The 21,875-nt window shown below is 56.8% G+C and carries 19 protein-coding genes; 11 read left to right on the top strand and 8 right to left on the bottom strand.

What is annotated here, in order from left to right:
- Positions 1 to 72 precede the first annotated feature (72 nt).
- From LOC70_RS14730 to LOC70_RS14710, 5 genes are all read left to right on the top strand, one after another.
- Positions 73 to 942, top strand: coding sequence for a DUF1559 domain-containing protein (locus LOC70_RS14730; RefSeq protein ID WP_230254695.1), 870 nt, complete (start codon positions 73 to 75; stop codon positions 940 to 942).
- Positions 943 to 1,159: 217 nt separating this feature from the next.
- Positions 1,160 to 1,324: a 50S ribosomal protein L33 gene (rpmG, locus tag LOC70_RS14725; RefSeq protein ID WP_230256154.1), complete on the top strand. Its 165-nt coding sequence runs from the start codon at positions 1,160 to 1,162 to the stop codon at positions 1,322 to 1,324.
- Positions 1,325 to 1,362: 38 nt separating this feature from the next.
- Positions 1,363 to 3,162: a single-stranded-DNA-specific exonuclease RecJ gene (gene recJ / locus LOC70_RS14720; RefSeq protein ID WP_230254693.1), complete on the top strand. Its 1,800-nt coding sequence runs from the start codon at positions 1,363 to 1,365 to the stop codon at positions 3,160 to 3,162.
- 167 nt (positions 3,163 to 3,329) lie between these two features.
- Positions 3,330 to 4,139 carry a D-mannonate oxidoreductase gene (locus LOC70_RS14715; RefSeq protein ID WP_230254692.1) on the top strand — a complete coding sequence of 270 codons (810 nt, stop codon included), beginning with the start codon at positions 3,330 to 3,332 and terminating at the stop codon, positions 4,137 to 4,139.
- Positions 4,140 to 4,279: 140 nt separating this feature from the next.
- Positions 4,280 to 5,356, top strand: coding sequence for a sugar kinase (locus LOC70_RS14710; RefSeq protein WP_230254690.1), 1,077 nt, complete (start codon positions 4,280 to 4,282; stop codon positions 5,354 to 5,356).
- 65 nt (positions 5,357 to 5,421) lie between these two features.
- Here the strand turns inward: LOC70_RS14710 and LOC70_RS14705 are convergent, their stop codons facing one another.
- The gene (locus LOC70_RS14705; RefSeq protein ID WP_230254688.1) at positions 5,422 to 5,895 is read right to left on the bottom strand and encodes a DUF4430 domain-containing protein; all 474 of its coding nucleotides are present in this window, start codon (positions 5,893 to 5,895) and stop codon (positions 5,422 to 5,424) included.
- Positions 5,896 to 6,106: 211 nt separating this feature from the next.
- Here LOC70_RS14705 and aroH point away from each other — a divergent pair, with 211 nt between their 5' ends.
- Genes aroH through LOC70_RS14675 form a run of 6 tightly spaced genes read left to right on the top strand, consistent with a single transcriptional unit; the run spans position 6,107 to position 11,343 of the window.
- A complete protein-coding gene (gene aroH / locus LOC70_RS14700) occupies positions 6,107 to 6,532 on the top strand; it encodes a chorismate mutase (RefSeq protein WP_230254686.1) in 426 nt (141 codons plus the stop codon).
- Between the two features lie 4 nt (positions 6,533 to 6,536).
- Positions 6,537 to 7,520: a hypothetical protein gene (locus LOC70_RS14695; RefSeq protein WP_230254685.1), complete on the top strand. Its 984-nt coding sequence runs from the start codon at positions 6,537 to 6,539 to the stop codon at positions 7,518 to 7,520.
- A gap of 4 nt (positions 7,521 to 7,524) precedes the next feature.
- Complete coding sequence (locus tag LOC70_RS14690; RefSeq protein WP_230254683.1) at positions 7,525 to 9,330, top strand: sigma 54-interacting transcriptional regulator; 1,806 nt, start codon at positions 7,525 to 7,527, stop codon at positions 9,328 to 9,330.
- A complete protein-coding gene (locus LOC70_RS14685; protein ID WP_230254681.1) occupies positions 9,327 to 9,764 on the top strand; it encodes a TerB family tellurite resistance protein in 438 nt (145 codons plus the stop codon). The genes LOC70_RS14690 and LOC70_RS14685 overlap by 4 nt, the downstream gene beginning before the upstream one ends.
- Positions 9,761 to 10,420: a phosphopantothenoylcysteine decarboxylase domain-containing protein gene (locus tag LOC70_RS14680; protein WP_230254679.1), complete on the top strand. Its 660-nt coding sequence runs from the start codon at positions 9,761 to 9,763 to the stop codon at positions 10,418 to 10,420. Before LOC70_RS14685 ends, LOC70_RS14680 begins: the two co-directional genes overlap by 4 nt.
- A gap of 5 nt (positions 10,421 to 10,425) precedes the next feature.
- The gene (locus LOC70_RS14675) at positions 10,426 to 11,343 is read left to right on the top strand and encodes a dihydroorotate dehydrogenase (protein WP_230254677.1); all 918 of its coding nucleotides are present in this window, start codon (positions 10,426 to 10,428) and stop codon (positions 11,341 to 11,343) included.
- A 31-nt stretch (positions 11,344 to 11,374) separates the two neighbouring features.
- On the opposite strand, the gene LOC70_RS14670 is transcribed toward LOC70_RS14675, so the two are convergent.
- From LOC70_RS14670 to LOC70_RS14640, 7 genes are all read right to left on the bottom strand, one after another.
- Positions 11,375 to 12,388 (bottom strand): DUF1349 domain-containing protein, encoded by a 1,014-nt coding sequence (locus LOC70_RS14670; RefSeq protein ID WP_390889073.1) that lies wholly within the window; start codon positions 12,386 to 12,388, stop codon positions 11,375 to 11,377.
- Positions 12,389 to 12,622: 234 nt separating this feature from the next.
- Entirely contained in the window at positions 12,623 to 15,529 is a 2,907-nt protein-coding gene (locus LOC70_RS14665) for a BatD family protein (RefSeq protein WP_230254673.1), read from the bottom strand.
- An 83-nt stretch (positions 15,530 to 15,612) separates the two neighbouring features.
- A complete protein-coding gene (locus LOC70_RS14660) occupies positions 15,613 to 17,661 on the bottom strand; it encodes a VWA domain-containing protein (RefSeq protein ID WP_230254671.1) in 2,049 nt (682 codons plus the stop codon).
- Positions 17,658 to 18,731: a vWA domain-containing protein gene (locus LOC70_RS14655; RefSeq protein WP_230254669.1), complete on the bottom strand. Its 1,074-nt coding sequence runs from the start codon at positions 18,729 to 18,731 to the stop codon at positions 17,658 to 17,660. Before LOC70_RS14655 ends, LOC70_RS14660 begins: the two co-directional genes overlap by 4 nt.
- A complete protein-coding gene (locus LOC70_RS14650) occupies positions 18,728 to 19,726 on the bottom strand; it encodes a hypothetical protein (RefSeq protein WP_230254667.1) in 999 nt (332 codons plus the stop codon). The genes LOC70_RS14655 and LOC70_RS14650 overlap by 4 nt, the downstream gene beginning before the upstream one ends.
- A gap of 41 nt (positions 19,727 to 19,767) precedes the next feature.
- Entirely contained in the window at positions 19,768 to 20,640 is an 873-nt protein-coding gene (locus LOC70_RS14645) for a DUF58 domain-containing protein (RefSeq protein WP_230254666.1), read from the bottom strand.
- Between the two features lie 3 nt (positions 20,641 to 20,643).
- Positions 20,644 to 21,690: an AAA family ATPase gene (locus tag LOC70_RS14640; RefSeq protein ID WP_230254664.1), complete on the bottom strand. Its 1,047-nt coding sequence runs from the start codon at positions 21,688 to 21,690 to the stop codon at positions 20,644 to 20,646.
- Between the last annotated feature and the right edge of the window lie 185 nt (positions 21,691 to 21,875).

The following is a 21,875-nucleotide window of genomic DNA, read 5'->3' as shown; positions in this document are numbered from 1 at the left end:
ATCAAAACCATGTTCCCCATCACTCTCCCCCGCCCTTCACGTTGTCTCCACCTTCCACACGAGGCCACCGCCATGACATCGCCCAACGTTGTTTCCATCCATTCATCGAGAAAGCCACGCGCTTTCACGCTGGTTGAGCTTCTCGTCGTCATCGCCATCATCGGCGTGTTGGTCGGACTGTTGCTTCCCGCGGTCCAAGCCGCTCGCGAGGCGGCGCGGCGAATGAGCTGCTCCAACAATCTCGCCCAGTTGGGACTGGCCACCCACAACTATGAATTCTCGTGGGAGCACTTGCCGGCGGGCACCACCAACCCGGACGGCCCCATCGTCAGCGAACCGGTCGGTGAGCACATCAGTTTTCTGGTGCGACTGCTTCCGTACATCGAGCAGCAGGGTGCCGCCGATGATTTCGACACGAGCCAAAGTGTTTACTCGGCCGACAACGCCAAAGTCCGCTCTTACCAGATTGCAACCTTCCTCTGCCCTTCGTTTCCATTCAGTCAGAACGAAGATGAAACCGCGGGGCTAACCAATTACGCGGGCTGTCATCATTCAACCGAGGTTCAAATCGATGAGGACAACAATGGTCTGCTGTTTCTGAACAGCGAGATGACATACGGCGAGATCTACGATGGCAGCAGCCACACCATCCTGATTGGCGAACACCTGCCTTCTCTCCAATCGCTCGGGTGGGCATCGGGAACCCGCGCGTCGCTGCGAAACACAGGAACCATGATCGGTGGTTCCTCCGACCCATTCGGCCGCTCGATGGACGAACCACCCGCACAACAGGTTGGCGGATTCGCGAGTGAACACCGAGGCGGGGCTCAATTCTGCTTTGCGGATGGGGCGATTCGCTTTCTTTCTGAAAGCATCGACCCCGACGTTTTCGCTCACCTGGGCAACCGTGCCGATGGCGAATTTGTCGACGATGCAATGTAGGCGGAACGTTGGAAACGCCTCCAACCATTCCGGCGAAACACGCAATCGGCTCGATGACCTTTCAGTCGCCCGGAAACGCCGGTTTGCGTTGTCGCTGACCCAAACCACCGCATGAATTCCAGCCAAAAATGATGGCTTGCCAAAATCGCCCCCAGGAAGTCATACTCTGGGGCTCGAAAATTTCATTTCCCCTGACACACCCCCGCCGGCGCGTCTGATGGCCAAGAGCAAGAAAAAAGCAGAAACCATTTTCCTGGTCTGCGAAGAAACCGGACAATACAACTACACCCTCCGCAAAAAGCCTGGCGGAGAAAAGCTTCGTTTGAAGAAGTACAACCCCAGCTTGCGCAAGCACACCTGGCACACTGAGAAGAAAAAGTAAGCTTCTCAGGCTGACTCTATTCAAGGACGACGGTCGATTTGAGTTCGCATTCCAGCACGGTTTCTGATTCCAACCAGACCAGTGAGTCGGGAACGAACCGGGAATGGCGAATCACTCCTCACGATGCCCCGTTGGTCGAACAACTGATTCGCACCACGGGCCTGCCGCCGGTCGTCGCCCAATTGCTGGTGAGCCGTGGCGTCTACTCCAAAGATGACGCCTCGACTTTTCTGGACACCAAACTGACCAGCCTGCGCGACCCGCAGTTGCTGCCCGGCGTGCCTGCCGCCGCAGAAAAAATCCAAGCGGCCATTCAGTCCAAAACGCCGATTGTCGTTTACGGCGATTACGACGCGGACGGGATGACCGGCTCAGCAATCCTGGTGAACTGCCTGCGTTTGCTGAAAGCCGACGTCAGCTATCACGTGCCCAACCGACTGGAAGAAGGCTACGGCCTGAACGAGGATTCAATCCGCAAATTGGTGGCTCGTGGGAAGCAGATGATCATCTCGGTCGACTGCGGAATTTCCAGCCTGCATTGTGCACAGGTTTGCCGAGAGCTCGGCGTCTCGCTGATTATCACCGACCACCATCAAATGGGTGATGAACTTCCCGATGCGGACGTGATTGTTCACCCGCGATTGCCGGGGACGGCTTACCCATTTGGTGAACTGTGTGGCGCCGGGGTCGCGTTCAAGTTGGCTTGGGCGCTGTGCCAGGAAACCTGCGGGCAAAAAAAAGTCACGCCGCCGATGAAGCGTTTCCTGATGCAGTCGCTGGCCTTGGCCGCGATTGGAACCATCGCTGACGTCGTTCCGCTGCTGGACGAAAACCGAGTGCTGGTCAATCACGGCCTGCGGGTGATGCAAACCGAACCGCTGCCGGGTTTGTGGGAACTGATGAAGCTCACAAAGCTCGATCAAATTAGTGAATTGACCACCGAAAACATCGCCTTTTCGCTGGCACCTCGCTTGAATGCGGCGGGCCGATTGGGCCAAGCCCAATTGGGGATTGAGCTACTAACGATTGAAGCCGGCGAACGCGCCGCGGCACTCGCGCAGTACATCGATCAACTCAACGGCCAACGCGACACGCTGCAGAGAAGCGTGCAACTCGCCGCACAAAAACAAGCCAAGACAGACTTCGATCCGGAAAACGATCCCGCGTTGGTATTGGCCGGAGTGGGCTGGCACACCGGCGTGATCGGTGTCGTCGCCGGCAGACTGGCAGAGAAATACGCCAAACCAGTGATCATCCTGTCGCTGGACACCGCGGGCAAAGTGGACGCAACGGGATCCGGTCGAGTCGGCGGCACAGGAATCAACCTCTACGACGCCTTGCGAGAATGCGAGGACAGATTGGTCCGTTTCGGCGGCCACCCGGCGGCGGGCGGGCTGACCATTCGCGAATCGGACATCGAGGCTTTTCGAGGTGATTTCTGCGAAGCGGTTGCCAAACAATGGTCCGATCGTGAACTGGTGCCGGCAATCCAAATTGACGCGGAAGCTCCGCTGGGGCAACTCAATCTGCAAGTGATGAAGCAAATTGAAACGATGGCGCCATTTGGAGCTGGAAACCCCAGGCCAGTCTTGATGGGACGCGATATTCGGCTGAGCGAACCGGCCAAGAAAATGGGAAAAGGCGAAAACCACTTGTCCGTGCGTCTGAAACAAGGCGAACGTGTCATTCGCGGAGTCGCCTTTGGTGCCGCGGATTGGTGCGAACCTCTGAACCAACACGACGGCCCCATCGAAATTGCCTATCGGCCCGTCATCAACGAATTCAACGGGTACCGGAGCGTTGAGGTCCACTTGGTCGATTGGCGTCGACAAGGTTAGGCCCGAGATCACCTTCCCTCACCCTTCCCTTGCGGTCACTTCCGGAGGTGACGCGACGCTCGACTCGTTGCCCGGAATCTCCATAGTTTGAATGTGGCGTCCCGGCGAAAACTTCGTCGTTTCGCGTGCTGTTCGCTGCCTCAGGTTGCGAGTAAAGTACCGCCACTATGAACGATCTATTCAATCTCAACGATGATGTGGCTGTCGTGATCGGCGGCACGGGCGAACTCGGCGGGCACATGGCCCAGGCACTCGGATCCGCGGGCGCTCGCACCGCGGTTTTGGGACGGAATGCGGAACGTGGGGAGGCGAAAGTCAAAACCATCACGTCCGCGGGCGGCGACGCGAAATTCTTCGCCGTCGATGGCATGCAGGCGGATTCTTTGGCGGAAGCCCGTGACGCGATCACCGCATGGGCCGGAACGCCCACCGTGTTGGTCAACGCGGCCGGCGGCAACCACCCCGATGCAACCATTCCACCCGGCGGCGACGTGTGCGGTTTGCCTCGCGAAGCTTGGCAGCACGTGTTCGACCTGAACCTCGTCGGCGGAGCCCTGCTTCCCAGTCAGGTGTTTGCTCCCGCGATGATCGAAGCCGGTGTCGGCAGCATCATCAACATCGCATCGATGTCGGGCATCATTCCGTTATCTCGCGTCGTGGCTTACTCCGCCGCGAAAGCCGCTGTGATCAACCTCACGCTTTGGTTGGCTCGCGAATGGGCCACCACCGGCGTTCGGGTCAATGCGATCAGCCCCGGTTTCTTCCCAGCCGAACAGAACCGCAAACTGCTCTACAACGACGATGGCTCGTACACCGAACGCGGCGGCCAAATCATCGGGCACACACCAATGGCTCGCTTTGGCAAACCAGAGGAACTCGCCGGAGCGGCGATCTGGTTGGCATCGCGAAAAGCCTCCTCGTTTGTGACCGGGCAGAACATCGCGGTCGACGGCGGCTTCGCATCCGTCACGATCTAGCCCTCGACCAACGACTGCTAGCCACACTCGTAGCCGGATCCGCCAGAATTCGAATTCGCAGGTTCGGAAACGATTCCAGCTCGACGGTCCGCCAATAGCGACTCACCCTTCATCCCAACTTTCCCCACCCACACAATCCCATGATTGAACTTCGCAGCGACGCCAAATACGCCATGATCATTCCCACCAGCATGGGAATTCGATTGACGCCAGCGGATCATCAACCGTTCCACTGCAGCGACACGTTCAAGATGCAAGCGACCAGTGCTGAATCGAACGTCGGCAGCATCTCGTCGTTCTTGGGTCTGCCCGTCAAAATTCTGACGGCGTTCGTAAAAGACAGCCCCGTCGCTCGTTTCATCAAAGACGACTTGGCCGGCCGGCACATGGACTATGAGGGCCCTGAGTTCGTTCAAGACAACCCCTGGGGCGTTCGTCACCAAATTAACATGGCCGACAGTGGCTGGGGCTCGCGCGGACCGCGCGTGCAAAACGACCGTGCCGGTGAAGTCGGCCGCAAGCTGAACGTCAAAGACTTCGATCTCGATCGAATCTTCGGAACCGAAGGCGCCAAGATCGTTCACCTGTCGGGTTTGATCGCGGCCCTGTCGGAAGAGACCAGCGAGTTCTGCTTGGAGATCGCTCGCGCTGCTAAAAAACACGGTTCGCGAATTTCGTTTGACCTTAACCACCGCGCGTCGTTTTGGAAGGGCCGCGAAACATTGCTGGCGGAGCAGTTCAAAGAAATCGCCAGCTTGTCCGACATCCTGATCGGCAACGAAGAAGACTTCCAATTGTGCTTAGGCGTGGAAGGCCCGGAAGCAGGCGGAAACGACATCTCGGCCAAGATCGATGGCTTCAAAGAGATGATCAATCGTGTCAAGAAGGAATACGCCGACACGACTCTGTTCGCGACCACCCTGCGTGAAGTCGAAAGCGCCAACCTGCACCACTGGGGTGCCATCGTTTCGCATGGCAGCGAGTTCGCCGTGATCGAGCCACGTGAAATTGGCGTCATCGATCGCATCGGCGGCGGCGACGGATTTGTCGGCGGTTTGCTGTACGGCGTCCTGCAAGGCTGGGACGCGGAAAAGAGTTCGCAGTTTGGCTGGGCAACCGGCGCTTTGACCGCAACGCTCTACACCGACTACGGCCAACCCGCCGACGAAGACCAAGTCTGGAGCATCTGGAAAGGCAACGCCCGCGTCCAACGCTGAGCGTTCCATCCCAGGCTCAAACAACAACGCAGGTCAGGACTTGCCTGACCATGGCCACAGGCGGATCAATCTTGATCCGCCATTGCCTCTTCGAACGTGGTGAACTTCCAACGCACCGTCGTTGGGGGTTCAAGCTTGGTGGTCCCAACTCCCGTTTTCGCGAACTCGCCGTCGATCGTGTAAGTCCATCCCTGTGTGGCACTGGTGGACACACCATCGATTGAATGGATGAACGCGGTGGTTCCTTCGCCACCAATCTCCATCTTCGGTTCGTCGAGATCCCGCATCAAGCTTTCCAGCGTCGTTCCGCTGGCAACGTCTTCGATCGCGTGCGTTTTCTCGGTGCCATCTTCCAGCACAAATTCGATAGTGACCGTTCCGGTGGATTCCGATTCGGTCAAATCAGGATCGACCGTCGTGGTCGACGAGGTGCCGGTGCATCCGACCAGCCCAAAGAAGCTCACCAGCAGCGTGAACGCAATACTCGGGAACAAGTGTCCGGGTGCGACGTGCGACGTCCGTGCCAATTTCTGAAACATGATGCTTGCCTGTGAAACGCGAGAGAAAGTGGGAGCCCCGAGTCGGGACGGCCTCAACTTACCGCGATTCTGCCCGCCGAGTCATGGCCAGAACCCAGCGTTTCACGGGAATTCCAAGCTCAAGTGAACCCAACCCCAGTAGTCGCAAATTGAGATCGAGTCTATGGTAGCGGGACGAAGAGGCTCGTCTCAAAACAGGATTTGCAACCAAATGACCATGTGCCGGGGAGTTCGCGGGGCCACCACCGTCGAGCAAGACAACCGCGAAGAAATTCTCAAAGCGACCACTCAGTTGCTGGCGCTGATGATTCGCCGCAATGAAATCGATTCGGCGGACTTGGCCAGCGCAACATTCACCGTCACGAAAGATCTGCAAAGCGAATTCCCCGCGTTGGCCGCTCGGCAACTCGGTTGGTTGGAGGTCCCCTTGCTGTGCGGTTACGAGGTGTCGGTCGATGGATCCCTGCCACGATGCATTCGCGTGCTTTTGCATTGGAACACCACCAAGACGCAATCAGAAATCCAACACGTCTACATTCGTGACGCGGTGAAATTGCGACCGGACCTTTCCAAGGTTCCTCCAGTCGATTTTGAAGAGCTGGAACAGTGGATCGCGGAACACCTGCAGGAGGAATGATTCGGTGAAACTGCAGTGGATTCCCTCCACCACCCTGAGCCTTCTGCGCACGGTGCAGTGGGTCGGTCGCCAACGCGAATTAAAGGATGCTTCCCTGCAGCAAGCCATCCAACCGGCGGTGCGTTCGATCACCACACGTTTGATCAATGCGTCCATCGATCCAAATTTGGTTTGGGAATTCATGGTCGACGAGATCGTCGCTCAAGACAGCGATGTCGATCTCTCGCCCGCCCTCTGTGAGATCGCGTTGATTCGCGGCGGCCATTCGGATTTGCAATCCGACCAGACCGCGCTGGCGATTTTTCGCAGCTTGGAAACATGCCAGCGTGCTTTCACCACCCGTTCTCCGCGACTGGCGGATCAACTTCGCCTGCGGTATGCCCCCCTGAAACAAGCTTACGAGTCCTACGGCCCCGGCTTGGTCCGTTCCGTCGGCAAAGCCATTTGGAATGGGCAACCGCCGACCGATTGGTGGCCGTCACGCGTCAGCGTTCACGCGGTCACGCCGATTGCTCACGGAGCCGCCGGTGCCAGTGGTCAACAGGCCAGCGTGTGGATCGAAGCGGTGCTCACCGACATGGATCCTCAGGTGCCCGAATGGCTGCGTTTGGTCTACCAACTGACCTGCATGGCCATCACGTCACACACCCGAACGCACAACAGCAGCAGTGGCACGCGAACCAACAGTGACACCGCCACAGGTGAAAGCGGCGGTTCCTCGGAACTGCCATGGACCACCGCGATCATTCCGCTGATTTTGTCGGAAGCCAACGAAGCGGGCATGATCAACAGCCAAACGCTGCCGATCGAAAAAGCGATGTCGATGTGGCAATCCGAAGTCTCACCTTCCCAAGCGTCCGTGGTGCAAAGCTGGTGGGAGGCAACAGGCTTTTCAACGCAGCCGACACCCGTCGCACTGAAACAACTTTCGGCCGCTCTCAGAGCCAACGATTCATCCCCGTCCTCCACCAACTTTCACACAACTTGAAACGATGGTTGCTTACCTCGCCATTCAAGACGGCAACGAAAAGGGAACCCAATTCCCTTTGGATCCGGAACGCCCAATGCACATTGGGCGTGCCGCCGGGTGTGAAATCATGCTGACGGATCCCAACAGCAGTCGCTTTCACGCGGTCGTGTACTATGAGGACCACACTTGGCATCTTCGCGACACAGAGAGCCGCAACGGCACGCTGGTCAATGGAAAGAAAGTCAGCACCGCTCGGTTGAACAACGACACCCAAGTCGTGATCGGCAAGACGGTGATGCAGATGATCAACCTCGACGAAGATTCCTTCGCCGACGACGCGCTCTCACAAACCGTTTACGAAGACCTCGAAACTTATCAATCGCGTCAACCGGATCGGGTTCGCGAACCCGGACAAGTGGTCGATCACCCGGACGACCTTTTGGATCTGTACCAACTCAGTCTTTCGCTGCTGGGCGGAAAACGTGCCGACGAAGTCATCAACACCACGCTGGAATTGCTGCTCGACCGAACAGCATCCGAGACGGTCACATTGGTCGCGGATCTGGGCGAAGGTCGTTGGAAAATACGCCGGCAATTCCCCAAGGACTCACAACCGATCAAACTCGATCGTGGTCGCCTGCGGCACGTGTGCAATGAACAAAAACCGTTTGTCAGTGACAACGGTGAGGGCAACGGCAAAGCGGGCAGCGACGCATGCATGATGGTGCCCATCCTGGACGGAGAAACCTCGCTGGGCGTTTTGGTTCTGCATCGCAGCGGTGCTCCCTACGACGAACGCTTGGTGGATTTGACCGTTGGTGCTGGCAGCCTGCTCACCAAGGGCATCGCCCAATCCACCCTGACTGAAAATCTGCGTTTAGAAAACCAACGCATCGCCGATCGGAACGCCGACCAAGGCGAACTAATTGGCAACAGCAAATCCATGTTGCGTTTGAAGGAACGCATCGCGCGTGTTGGATTGGCCAACGGCTCCGTCTTGGTTCGCGGGGAAAGTGGTTCTGGAAAAGAGTTGGTTGCTCGCGCCGTGCACCGTTCTTCCAACCGAACTGACCGCCCGATGCTCTCGGTGAACTGTGCCGCCATCCCGCGAGACCTGCTGGAAAGCCAACTGTTTGGGCACAAGAAAGGTGCCTTCACCGGTGCCGACAACGATCATGACGGTTTGTTTCAACAAGCCAACGAAGGCACGCTGTTCCTCGACGAAATTGGCGAGATGAGCCTGGAAGGCCAAGCCAAACTGTTGCGGATCCTCGAAGGACATCCGTTCTTGCCCGTGGGTGCCACCAAACAAGTCAGCGTGGACGTTCGGGTGATTGCCGCGACCAACCGCGATCTGACCGAGTTCGTACGAGATGGCCGATTTCGCGAAGACTTGTATTACCGGCTGAGCGTTTTCGAATTGGTTGTCCCGCCTCTTCGTGAACGCGGTGAAGACATCGACGTTCTGATGGATCACTTCCTGGACCACTTCCTACGCCAACACGGACGTCCCAATTTGTCGCTCAGCGATACCGCTCGCGAACGCATGCGAAACTACGCCTGGCCTGGAAATGTGCGTCAGCTTCGCAATGTCATCGACAGCGCGGTGGTCATGGCCGATGAACCGATGATCCAAGAGGATGATCTCGGACTACGCGACGCCGGATTGACGCAAATCGACACGCTGCGGATCGACGTTTGGGAAAAGCGATTGATCGAAAAAGCACTCAACCGTTGCGACGGCAGCGTCCCCGAAGCCGCGAAATTGCTGGGCATCAGCCGCGCGACCGCCTATCGCAAAATTGCCGAGTACGAGATCGAACGATGAGCACGCCCCCGCCTTCGGATCCCGACCCTTCCGATTCTGTGGAGGAAGTGGTTTCGGCGTTCGAAAAGAACACGCAACAACACAAACAACACCTTCGCAACCTGGTGGTCATGGCATTTGCGGATGGCTCGCTCAGCCACCGTGAAGTCCACCTGATCGCCGATCGTTGTGAAGAATTGGGTCTTCACGAATCGGAATTGGAAGACGCCCTCGCCTTTGGCATTAGCGATGAAGCCAAACTTCAATTACCTGCCGACGCAGGTGTTCGAGAAGCCTTGCTGAAAGACTTGATTCGCATGATGGCCGCCGATGGCCAATTTGCCGAAGCGGAAAAACGACTGTTCGCGTTGGCTGCCGCCAAAATGAATCTGACTGGGCAACGTCTTCAAACCCTCATTCAATCCGTCCAGCAAGAACTGGGACGTTTGCCGTGACTGACGCTTCCGCGCCCACCAATCGCCGCCGCATCTTGATTACCTCAGGCCCCACTCGGCAATATCTCGACCCGGTTCGCTATCTCACCAATGCATCCAGCGGTCGGATGGGAGCAGCGCTGGCACAATCCGCGTTGGATCTGGGACACGATGTTGTGATGGTTTCCGGCCCCGTGTCCGTGGACTATCCCGAGGACGTTGAGCTGATCAACGTGCTGACCACCCAAGAAATGCTGCAGGCCGCCGGGGAAGCCTTTGAACGATGCGATGGCGCCATCGGTGCGGCCGCCCCCTGCGACTACATGCCCCGACACGTCTCATCGCAAAAGCTGTCCAAGACAGGTGAACCTCTGCAACTGGAACTGATCGAAACACCCGATGTCATCGCGACGTTGGGACAAAATAAACGTTCGGATCAGTGGGTGGTTGGGTTCGCTTTGGAAACCGATGACCGACGGTTTCGGGCCACCGTCAAACTCGAACGCAAACACTGCGATCTCATGGTCAGCAATGGCCCGGAAGCCATCAACTCCGCCGAAAATCAAGTCGAGTTGCTCGACCCATCGGGGAATGTGATTGAGCACATTCAAGGCACCAAAGAACACGTTGCTCGGCGACTGCTTCATCAAATTCATCACCGCTTGCTCGCGCTTTAACCAACATGACAATCACGCAAACCAACCTGCAAACCACGCTCGGACGTTTGACGCTTCCCAACCCCATTTTGGTGGCGTCGGGAACGTTTGGTTACGCCCGCGAGATGCAGGGAATTGTCGACCTGCCCAAACTGGGTGGAATTCTTCCTAAAACCATCACGGCCGAACCCCGCGTTGGCAACGCACCGTGGCGAACGGTTGAGACTTCCGCCGGCCTGCTCAACGCGATCGGGCTCGACAACGATGGGGTGGATGCCTTCCTCGAACACCACCTGCCGTACCTGGCTGGCCTGGGAACTCCCATCATCGTCAGCGTTGCTGGACGCACGGTCGAAGACTTCACCGAACTGGCACGTCGCGTGGGTCAATGTGATGGTGTTTCCGCGATTGAATTGAATCTGTCTTGCCCCAATGTCAGCGGCGGCATCGACTTTGGCACCAATGCCGACTCCTGCCGCGAAGTCGTTACCTCCGCGCGTGCCGCTTGCGACGTGCCGATTTTGGCCAAACTCACGCCTAACGTCACTCGCATCGCAGAGATTGCTCAAGGTGCCGCCGATGGAGGTGCTGACGCGGTTTGCTTGATCAACACGGTGCTTGGAATGGCGGTTGACTGGAAGAAACGCAAGCCGATCCTTGGAAATGGGATGGGTGGACTCAGTGGACCCGCCATCAAACCCATCGCGTTGCGGTGCGTGCACCAAGTTCGCCAAGCGGTTGAGATTCCGATCATTGGAATTGGTGGCGTCGCCAACATCGACGACGTGATGCAGTTTCTGGTCACCGGAGCATCGGCCGTTCAGATCGGTACCGCCAATTACTACGACCCGACCGTATCCACCCGGCTGATCGACCAACTGCCAAATGCCTTGGCTGAAATCGACGCCGAAAGCGTTGCCGAAGTCATTGGCACGCTTTCGTGAACGAGTCCAGTGTCATTCGAACCGGATGCTTTCATTTGCTACGTTGCAGAGTCAGCAAAATGCGTCCGTCGTTCTCTCTCGCTTCCAATTGCGTCGGTGCCGGCGAACCGGGTGGAAGCGACAAACACAGGATCAATCGATCTTTTTCGATGGAGTAGATCCCGTTGACAGGTTCTTTCGCGTCTCTCGTCAATGACGCCAACGTGAATCCCTTTGGATCCGAATCGATGGTCAGCAAGTAGTCGACCTCGGTGAGCTCACCCTCGGTTTCAAACGAAACATTGCCACCATCAAAGTTGAACTCGGTAATCGGTCCTTCGGCCATTTCGATGCCATTCACTTTTGTCGAAACCACATCCCATGCTCCGGCGAGTTTCTGCCGCTGCAAATGGACAGGTTCCTGGCGTTCAGCGACGGTCAATTTCCGAATCTGGACGAAGTCGAACTGAGCCTCGATTTCGTGCCCTTGCAGCGATCCGTTGCAAGCCAAAATCCCAATTTGCTGAGGGCTTCCGTCGCCCCAAACGGCGGCGCCGATGACTTTGTACTTTTCGCCATCCGTGCTGAAAGCTCGCTCGTAGACATTCCCCCGCTTGATCACGCGCAACCAAAGCCGATCAGCAGGCTCCATGAATTCATCGGTATCGACCAACCGATAGGTGTCCTTCTCCCGCATGTGCTTGAACCCAGCATGCCTTCCGCTGTGCTCGTAGTCGAACTTGAGATAGTTGTCGTCATCGTTGTAGATCACCAAACCCACTTGCTGAAAGTTCTTGACCGGTCGGAAAGACTCAATGCAGGTCGTGACCGCAAAATCGCCATCATCTTCAACGGGGTTGGGGACCAAGTACACATTTCGTGTCAGCGGAGTTCGACGAGTCAACGCGTTGCCACCGAGACTACCAAAATGTGTTTTCAACGTGAGTTTGCCTGGATGGCTGGTCAGCGAAACGCGATTGGGGTCCGGTCGCAACGGGTCCCAAAGCTCGTCGACCTTTCCGTCGAAGTCATCAAAGAACAATGTGTCCGGTTCATCGGCGACCAAATGAGAAGCATGGTGTGCGATGCTTAGAAAGACCGAAGCGACAACCAGGATTCCATCTTGAATACGTAACCGCCCACGTGACATTCGGATCATCCTGTCTACCAAGGAAAGAAAAGCATTTCCAACAGTGTACCGACCCCACACCGGCATTGCCCGGCCAGGTGAAATCAAGACGCGATCAAGAGAATGACCGGGGCACTCCAAACTCACGGCTGTTCATCCACCCGATTTGCCTTACGCCCCACTCGCGCCGACTGCCCTCGAACCCAAACCCATTGCCTTGAATTCGCCCATTGCCTCGAATGCGATCGTGTCCGCAGGAACCCAACCTGTCGCGGACGGGGTGCGAATGAGGACCCAATCGCCTCGCGATTGAACGACCTGGACTGACCATCCATCGGTCTCGCTCCAGTCCACGAGGGAGGGAAATGCTTCGCCGTCTCCCGTTCGAACCGTGACCTCATCAGCCACAATGTATCCGGTGGATTTGTCCGATACCGCAGAAGTCGCCAGCCACCAAACGACGCCACCTAAAACAGCACTCATCGCGAAGATGGACGCGGCCGAACGTGTCATGCGACGTGATTCGGGCGTCAATGTTCGGAGCCGCATCAAAATCATAAGGGTCCAGAACGCCAATGCGAAACTGACAATGCTCCATCGCAACCGACTCGCCCCCCAATACCGAAACAGCACCGGCACAATGGTTCGCTGTAGTTGCAACTTCCACGACGTGTGGGAATCGCTTGAGCGGTTGACCTGATCGCGAGCCAACCAAAGACGCGTGCGAATGGAATCGTTTTCCGGATTCCACTTCAGCGCACGTTCATAGGCCACGATCGCTCGTCCAATTTGCCCCGACAGCAGACAGGCGTTCCCCAAGTTCGCATACAACTGCGGGTTCTCAACTCCCGCATCGACCAGTGTTTGATAGCGTGTGGCGGCCAGCGAGAACTCCGACTTTGCAACCGCCTGCCCAGAGTCAGCATGGCCAACCGGATCATTCGTGGAGGAGCTCCCCGGTTCATTCTGCTCGAACGTCTGCATTCCGCGTTCGTACGCTTGGTTGGCTTCTTGAAACAACACCGACATGGATGGCGGATCCAATGCCAAGCTTTCATCCGATTCGCTTGCGACGACACTGCCCGCCGAGACCAAGGACCATCCAGCTAGCACCCACGCCAACGTCCCCGCGACGCTCTGTGACTGCAGAGCGGTGACTGGCTTCGCGCAGAACTTTCGAGACGGACGCTTTTGCAGCCGAAGTTTTTCCAATTGCTCGATCAATGCCATGCCGCGAAAACGCAATTCCTCAATTGCGGCTGTTGACTCTGGCGGAATCACGGTCTCTCGACACTGGCAACGATTCAGAAACGACTCCACTTCTGCTGCCAAGCCATACGCACCCGCGACTCGTACTCCGCCGACCCCAGACAACCAACTCGAGGATTTGCGATCGCTTCCAAATTGACGTCGCAGATACTCGTTCATGATCTCCCCCATCGTGAATGCGTCGTCCGCTTGCTCCATCGCCAACACCGCTTTCCGGGCGGGTGACTTCCACTGAGCCAACCAAGTCATCCAGCGTCCACGACTTTGCCAAACAACCAAACCAATCCAGACCAAGCCTGGACAGACCGCCAGCAACCATCCAAGCGGAAGAGCATTCCGAACCGGAACACTTTCGATCGCATCTGACGTTTTAAAAATATCCCAGATCCCATCTGCTCGGAAACCATTCGCATCCGAACCGCCCTGCCCTGCCCCGCTGGCCTCTTCCGCTTGACCACCACCTCGTCGGCCATTTGCAACAATCGAATCCAGACTCAGCTTCTCAGAAGGTCGCACCCGGATCGGAATCGGCTCACTCTTCACAACCTCAAACGACTCCGTTTCCGGATTGAAGAAATGAAATTCAATTGGCGGAATTTCAGTCACACCTTCATGCTTTGGACGAATCGTCGGAGCAAACACCTTCATGTTGTCCTGAACGAACCCCGGAAGAGGTTGGTCCGAGACTTTGAAGTCCGCGGTCAAATCGGACTGAGCCGATAGTTTTGGACATCGAACCAATTCCATGGGGCCGCTGCCTGTGACTCCGATTTTAAGTTTGATTTGGTCCCCAACCTCCACCGAGTCCGGACTGGCTTGCGTTCGGATTCGGTATTGCCCCACCGCCCCGTTGTACCCATCGGGACGACCGTCGGTCGGAATCGGACGAACTTCGATCGAACTTGTTTGCGCATCGGCCTCAATCGGCCGGGAATTCAAAACCGCCAACTGCTCGCGTCCGAAGGGTGCGCCGAAAAAGTCATCGCCAAACACTCCGGAAAATGGCGAGCCCATCCCGAAAGGATCCCGACGTGCCACGGGTCCGATTTTGGTGGGATAGTCGAGCACGACCTTCACCCCGCCAGCGTCCACCTCGCCGGGTTTCTTCGGATAGATTTCCGCCTCGATTTCGTACAGATAGTACTCTCGTTGTTGGCCAGACGCGTCCTCTCGCAGAACTGACCGGCCGGCTGGAGGTTGCCGACGTTGTGCCATCTCTTCCAACACATCGGCGAAGTCGCCCCATTGAGACTGCCTGGACCTCATCGACCACATGTCCCCTTCGGACAGATTTTGGTTCTGCTCTTCCAAACGATAGGGACGAATCCAAATTTGCAACGTCAGTTGAATCGGCTGACCGACGTAGACCGAAGACTCTTCGCCGTCCAGTTCCACAAACAAAAGGTCACCGGTCTCACTGACGGTCGCAACGAACTCAAGCGGTTCGGTTTCATGAATCTCACCATCCGCGCGGATGTTCATCGACGGAATTCGATAGGAACCGGCTCGCGTTGGCGTGACTTCATAAGAGAACGTCACACTGGTGCGTTGAACCATGCGTCCGTTGAAAACAGAAACCTGATGACTCTGTTGTGGCGCGCCCTTGCGAAGGATCTCCACCCCCGCGACTTCAGGCAACTCGGGCAACTCGTATCGGGCCGCATCTTCGATATCGATTTGCAACGTCAGCGGTGCCCCAACGTAGGCTTCTTTGGACGATAGCCTCGCGGAGACTTCCGCTGCACCAGTCTCGGCCTGTGGCAGCAGCAACCAGACCACGCCCAGAGCGACCGCGAACACACGTAACATTCTCTGTCGTTGCCAGCCAACGGACGAGCGTGCTGCAACTCGATACACCGATGGCAACCTTGAATGACATGCCATGATCAATCTCACCAATCTTTCTCGACAGGAATTTGTCGGGACCGCTCTCGCTGCTCCTTTTCGAATCGCCGCAGCATGTCGCGATCGCGAACGGCTTGCAGCATTTTCAGAGCTTCTTCCACCGTCATGGATTGTTGCACCGCATTGCCTTCCGCGGCTTCCGCCCCCACTTTGCCGTCATCTTGCTCATTCTCAGATGGATCCCGCGACTGCAACTGCCCCTCCGAATCCGTTTTGCCATTCTCGTCAGGAGGCACATCATCGGCAGCGTCTTGGTCGCCCTCCTTTTGTCCTTGGTCGGACTGCGGATCCGTGGATGCTTCGCTGCCCTGCTCATCGCCTTGCTCTTGAGACGACTGCTCTTCGGAAGCCCCATCGGAGTCTTCGGACTGAGATTCTCCGCGATCACCCGATGAATCGCTCTGGTCCTGATCACCGGACGCTGACTGATCTTCGTTGTTCTGTTCTCCCTCCGAAGGCTCCTCGTTCGATGGCTGCGAGTCATTCTCCTGTTGTGAATCGTCCGAGTTGCCGCCCTGTTGCTGCTGGTCTTCCAGCTCTTTTTTCAAACGCATCGCAAGCTCCAAATTCTTGCGAGCCATCAGCAAGATTCCCTGTGCTGGATCTGCTGTATCGTTAGAACCACGGGGCAATGACCTGCCCACTTGAATCGCGGTGCGATAATTTGCAATCGCCACGTCCAACGATTCCATCGCCGACTTGGGTTCCGTTTGCATAGCGGAAATGGCACGTGTGTGATGGCAATTCCCAAGGTTGTACCGCGAACGCAACGCAAGTTCGCTATCCGCCGACGCAACCGTTTTCGAAAAGCTTTCTTCCGCGGCGGAATACTCTCCTGATTCAAACTCCTGCACGCCTTCATTGAAAGACGCTCTGCCCAGACGATCCAAGTGCTCCCCTGTGAACCCGTCGTCTTGCGCAACAACCATGTTGCCACCGATCAGTGACAGACAAATCAACACCGTCGCGGCTTGAGCCGTCGCATGGCCACTCCGGCGTTTGACACTCACCGTCTCACGCTTTGGTGACCATCCGCGGAGCAAGCATTCCAATCCCAACATCAACAAGGCGGGAATAACAAACCACTGGAAACGGGGGATGAAAGCGTTGATCTTTGCGGTCTGCAGATCCGCGTCATCGACGTTGGCAATGTAGCCATGCACCACGTCGGACATGTCGACACGTTTCGTCCCGGCAGGAATGTACGCTCCGTCTGACTGGACGGCGACTTCTTTCAGGATCGCTCCGTTCATCTTTGAGATCACTGTTTGACCTTTGTGCTTCACGTAGCGACTGCTTTGCCGTCTCGGCATTTCAGGGTCCACATCCGGAATTCGCGAACCGTCGACCATGTCCCCCAATCCGATCGTGAAGATGCGAATGCCTTTCTCTTCGTGCACGCGCTTCGCTGATCCCACCGGGTCACTTTCCTGGTCCTCGCCATCGGTCAAAATCACCATGGCTTTGTGATCCGTTGTCTTGTCCAAAAAAGCATCCGCAGCGACTCGGATCGCATCCCCCAATCGCGAACCGCCACGGCGAACGGATTGCATGCCGACGGATTCCAGCGTTTGCTTGAAGTCCTCCACGTGACGCGTCAACGGCAACACCTGGCGAGTTTCTCCGGCGAACACGACCAATCCCACGCGGTCGCCCGGCATCTCGTCCACCATATCACTGATCTGCTGCTTCGCTCGATCCAAGCGATTTGGCGATGCATCCTCCGCCAACATGCTGCGAGAAACATCCAACACAAACACCGCCTCGATTCCGCGTTGCGGCACCTCTTCCCATGCCTTTCCCCATCGCAAATCCAGCAGCGAAATCGACATCAACAGCATCGCGGCCAAAACATACAACGCGGACAGCCCACGTTTGACACGGTCGCTCGGCGGAGACACCTGCGTCCCCATGAATCGTCGCCAAGCCCGACGTCGCCAGGCCGACGCACCGACGATCAAGAGCAACGCCAATCCAACCGCGACGAGCCAAATCGTCGCGGAAGGATTCCCCCATTGGATTTCGGAGTCGTTCATACCAGCTCCTTCAACCACAAATGTTCAACAACCAATCGCAGACACATCAGCACCATCGCCACGGCGATCAAAGGCGGAACCTGCACGGCCCCGTAACGCCACGACTGAACCGCCAATTCGCGATAGCTGACGTACTGCCGTGTCTCGACCTCGGTCTTTTCCAGTTGGTCAATCTCTCGATAGATCGCATCCAAAGAATCCGTGTCCGTGGCACGAAAGTATTTGCCGCCGGTTAACTCAGCCACGTTCGTCAGCGTTTCTTCGTCGATGTTCACCTCCATGTACCGCAACCGCTTGCGACCGGTGAACGGATCTCGCACAGCAACCGGAGCCCGGCCATTGGTCCCCACCCCAATCGCGTAGATCTTGACTCCCATCGTTTCGGCTAACTCGGCCGCTTGGACGGGATCCAACTGCCCCGCCGTGTTCTCACCGTCCGTCAAGAGAATCAGCACCTTGCTTTGCACCTTTCGCTGCTGACGTGCATCCAATGCGTTGAGTTTCTCAACCGACAAAGCGATCGCATCGCCGATGGCGGTTCCATCTTCATCCCGTCGATTGACGATGCTGGACTGCTGCAATTGAGAAACCACAAAGGAGTGATCCAAGGTGGGCGGCGTGACCGCGTCCGCGTACGCGGCAAACGTGACCAAACCAATCAAATCGCTATAGCGCCCCTCCAGCCCGTCCTCTCCCAAGACGAATTTGCTCGCAACATTCTTGACCGCCGTGAGCCGATCCACTGGCTCCCCATCGATCCGGAAGTCCATCGCACGCATGCTTCCACTGCGGTCGATGACCATCTCAATCGCGATTCCTTCGGTCTCCGACACCGTTTGTTCGCGACCTTCCCGGGGCCGAGCCAGTGCGACAATCAGCAACGAAACAATCACCAACGTCAGCACCTTCGGCAACCAAACCATTCGTTGACGCAAACTAGGCGCCAAACCTTCCATGGCGGATACCGAGCTAAACGCAATCGCGGAGACACCTTTGCGTCGCCACAACCACCACGCCATCACCGGCACCAGGATCAACAACCAAAGCGCATGCGGCCAAGCAAAATTCACTTCGAAGCCTCCACAAGAGACCTGTCATCCGGCGAAGACAACGTTGGCAACCATTGCAGGACCTCGCTCACCCACGCGTCGACCTCCTCCCCGGTTGCCTCCGCACCGGCGAAAGCAACTTCGTCCGACCGCTGAAACCAATGCTCCCACGATTTGGTTTGTTCATCCCTGCATTCGTGCAACCAGGAAACCGCTGTTTCTGAATCCACCGCGGCTTGGGTGCCCATCTGCCAAGCAATCGTCTCTCGAACCATTCGCGACAAACTCAGCAACGCATCGTTTGGAGAAATCGTTCCTGCTTCCAAATCGGACTTCAGATCTATCACCTGCCGCTTCGCCCAGCGTCTCCAGTCGTTTTCACGACGCCTCTTCATTTTGACGATGGCCAACGCGGCTAAGATCGCCATGACCAAAATTCCACCGCCCAGTGCCACAATCGCGAAGACGTGAGATTGCTTCGCTGGTGTTTCCGCTGGGATGTCCATGACTCCGGCAATGGGCTCCGGTTTCGTGGGATCCGCATCGGGTGACAACAAACTTTGAATGTCCACCTGCACCGGCTCCGTGGTCAGCAGGCGAGCTTGATCCCAGTCAACATCGCGATCGAACTCTTCCGGTTCCAAGCTGCGAGGAAAAGCCTGCACCTCCAACGTGGGAACCTCGATGGATCCCATTTCCAAAGTTTCCAACTCCAACCGCAACAACCATCGCCTGCCCTGAGAATGAGGAAGATCCATCAAGCTTGATCGTGAAACAATCTCCCACGGTCCCAATCGATCTCCCAGTTCAGGAAAGACGATTTGCAACTCCCGCGGTGCGATCACCTCCAGCTCGACGTGGACCGGTTCCGCGATGAATGCTTCGGACTCCGAGACCAACAGACGAGATTGGATCGGACCTTCCGTTTGCTCCTGAACCACTTCCGATGCCGAGACAAAATCGACGGGCGAAGTCCCGACGACCAACATGGTCATCACGCACACGAATTGAGCCACTCCCCCACTTGCCCATTTCCTTCGACCTCTTCGTTCCTTCATCAATGTGCCTCCCGTCGATGGAAGTAGCGACGTAGCGGTTCGCCCAAGTCCTCTCCCGTATGCAAGTGCAGTGGCTCCAACCGATAACGTCGGAACAACGCATCGCGCTGCTCCGCACGATCGCGAACCATTTGCTCGTACCAATTTCGATGCTGACGACTGGACGTGTCCAACCAACGTACCTGTCCCGATTCATTGTCTCGAAGCGGTACCAATCCGACCGAGGGCATCGTTTGCTCGCGTGCGTCTGACACCACCACGGGAATGACGTCATGTTTTTGGCTGGCAACACGCAGCGATCGGTCAAAGTCATCCGATTGAAAATCGCTGATCAAAAACACCACCGTGCGACGTTTCGCGGTCCTCTGCAGGTGTTCCAATGCCATGTTCAGATCCGTCCCTTCACCGATTGGTTCATGTGTGAGCAGTTCACGAATCAACCGCAATACGTGCCGAGAACCTTGGCGAGCGGGCAGGTGCTTTTCAATTTGGTCGCTGAACAAGGTCAAACCGACTCGGTCGTTGTTTTTGATTGCGGACATGGCCAGCGTTGCCCCCAATTCCGTGACCAATTCTCGTTTGGTCTGGGACTGCGTGCCGAAATTTAACGACGCCGAGCAATCAACCAACAAACGCACCGACAGTTCGCGTTCCTCGCGGAACAATTTGACGAAAGGTGCGTCCTGTCGCGCCGTCACGTTCCAGTCGATCGTGCGAACATCGTCGCCGACCTGGTACGGCCGCACTTCCTCGAACTCGATGCCTCTGCCCTTGAACGCAGAGTGCCAAGTCCCCGCCAGCATTTCATCCACGCGGTGACTGGTTCGAATCTGGATCCGGCGAATCTTTCGAAGTATTTCGCTGGGGGTCATCGCTCAAGGAACCGGGATGTGATCGAGAATCTGCTGAACGATGGCTGCACTGGACAACTCTTCGGCTTCCGCTTCGTAAGTGACCATGACCCGATGCCGAAGCACGTCCAACGCGATGCTGCGGACGTCGGCTGGCAACACATAAGCCCGACCGGCGAGGAACGCCGCGGCGCGAGCAGCGAGCGTCAAGTTAATGGTCGCACGCGGGGATCCACCGAATTGAATCAATCCTTCCAGCGGCAATCCATACGCCTCGGGGCAACGGGTCGCCATCACCAAGTCCACGATGTACTCCTCCACCTTCTGATCCACGTGAATCTCATCGATCACTTCGCGGGCGGCCAGGATCTGCTCGGGACTGGCAACCGATTGCACCTCCATTTTGGCCGCCGTCTTTCCCATACGACGCAAGATCTGCAACTCTTCGTCTCGCGTGGGATATTCCACGACGACCTTCAGCATGAATCGATCCGTCTGAGCCTCCGGCAAGGCGTAGGTGCCCTCCTGCTCCACCGGGTTTTGAGTCGCCATGACCAGAAAGGGTTCCGGCAACGCAAACGTTTCGCCACCAATCGTGACTTGGTGTTCCTGCATCGCTTCCAACAATGCACTCTGCACCTTGGCCGGAGCACGGTTGATCTCGTCCGCCAAAATCAAGTTGGAGAAGATCGGACCTTTCTGAACCACAAACGTTTGGTCCTGCGGTCGATAAACCTGCGTTCCGATCAAGTCGGCGGGCAACAAATCGGGAGTGAACTGCAAACGCTGAAATCCCGTGTTGATCGCTTTGGCAAGACTCGCCACCGCAGTCGTCTTCGCCAATCCTGGCACACCTTCGATCAGCAGATGACCTCCCGTCAGCAAGCCGATCAACATGCGATCGACCAAGTGCGATTGCCCCACCAAGACCTGATTGACCTGCGAAACAATTTTCTGGAACGGCTCGCTAGCGTACGCAATGCGTTCGGTCAACTCTCGGTGCGGCGGTGCTCCATCCATGGTCGAGGCCTGGTTGGTGTCTGACAGAGCGGGTTCGTTCAGATCATTCATCGATGTTGTCGCGGAAGATTGTCACGAAGGGTGAAACGGCATTTCGCGACCTACTCAAAACTGCATTCGCCGAAGCCGGTGTGATGCAACCCCGCAGGTCGCGAATTCCCGGTCGAAGATACCCGTTCGGGCCGATCGGTCCACAGCAATACGCGGCGAATCGAAAACCGGTGCGGCAGAAATTG

Origin of the sequence: Rhodopirellula halodulae (assembly GCF_020966775.1) — a bacterium.
Lineage (GTDB): Bacteria > Planctomycetota > Planctomycetia > Pirellulales > Pirellulaceae > Rhodopirellula > Rhodopirellula halodulae.
The sequence above is the reverse complement of the archived record's forward strand: the minus strand, read 5'-3'. Positions and strand labels throughout refer to the sequence as shown.

Coding starts and splice junctions, on each gene's coding strand:
- LOC70_RS14730 (WP_230254695.1), top strand. CDS start 73: ATGACATCGCCCAACGTTGTTTCCATCCATTCATCGAGAAAGCCACGC.
- rpmG (WP_230256154.1), top strand. CDS start 1,160: ATGGCCAAGAGCAAGAAAAAAGCAGAAACCATTTTCCTGGTCTGCGAA.
- LOC70_RS14715 (WP_230254692.1), top strand. CDS start 3,330: ATGAACGATCTATTCAATCTCAACGATGATGTGGCTGTCGTGATCGGC.
- LOC70_RS14710 (WP_230254690.1), top strand. CDS start 4,280: ATGATTGAACTTCGCAGCGACGCCAAATACGCCATGATCATTCCCACC.
- LOC70_RS14705 (WP_230254688.1), bottom strand. CDS start 5,895: ATGTTTCAGAAATTGGCACGGACGTCGCACGTCGCACCCGGACACTTG.
- aroH (WP_230254686.1), top strand. CDS start 6,107: ATGACCATGTGCCGGGGAGTTCGCGGGGCCACCACCGTCGAGCAAGAC.
- LOC70_RS14690 (WP_230254683.1), top strand. CDS start 7,525: ATGGTTGCTTACCTCGCCATTCAAGACGGCAACGAAAAGGGAACCCAA.
- LOC70_RS14685 (WP_230254681.1), top strand. CDS start 9,327: ATGAGCACGCCCCCGCCTTCGGATCCCGACCCTTCCGATTCTGTGGAG.
- LOC70_RS14675 (WP_230254677.1), top strand. CDS start 10,426: ATGACAATCACGCAAACCAACCTGCAAACCACGCTCGGACGTTTGACG.
- LOC70_RS14665 (WP_230254673.1), bottom strand. CDS start 15,529: ATGTTACGTGTGTTCGCGGTCGCTCTGGGCGTGGTCTGGTTGCTGCTG.
- LOC70_RS14660 (WP_230254671.1), bottom strand. CDS start 17,661: ATGAACGACTCCGAAATCCAATGGGGGAATCCTTCCGCGACGATTTGG.
- LOC70_RS14645 (WP_230254666.1), bottom strand. CDS start 20,640: ATGACCCCCAGCGAAATACTTCGAAAGATTCGCCGGATCCAGATTCGA.
- LOC70_RS14640 (WP_230254664.1), bottom strand. CDS start 21,690: ATGAATGATCTGAACGAACCCGCTCTGTCAGACACCAACCAGGCCTCG.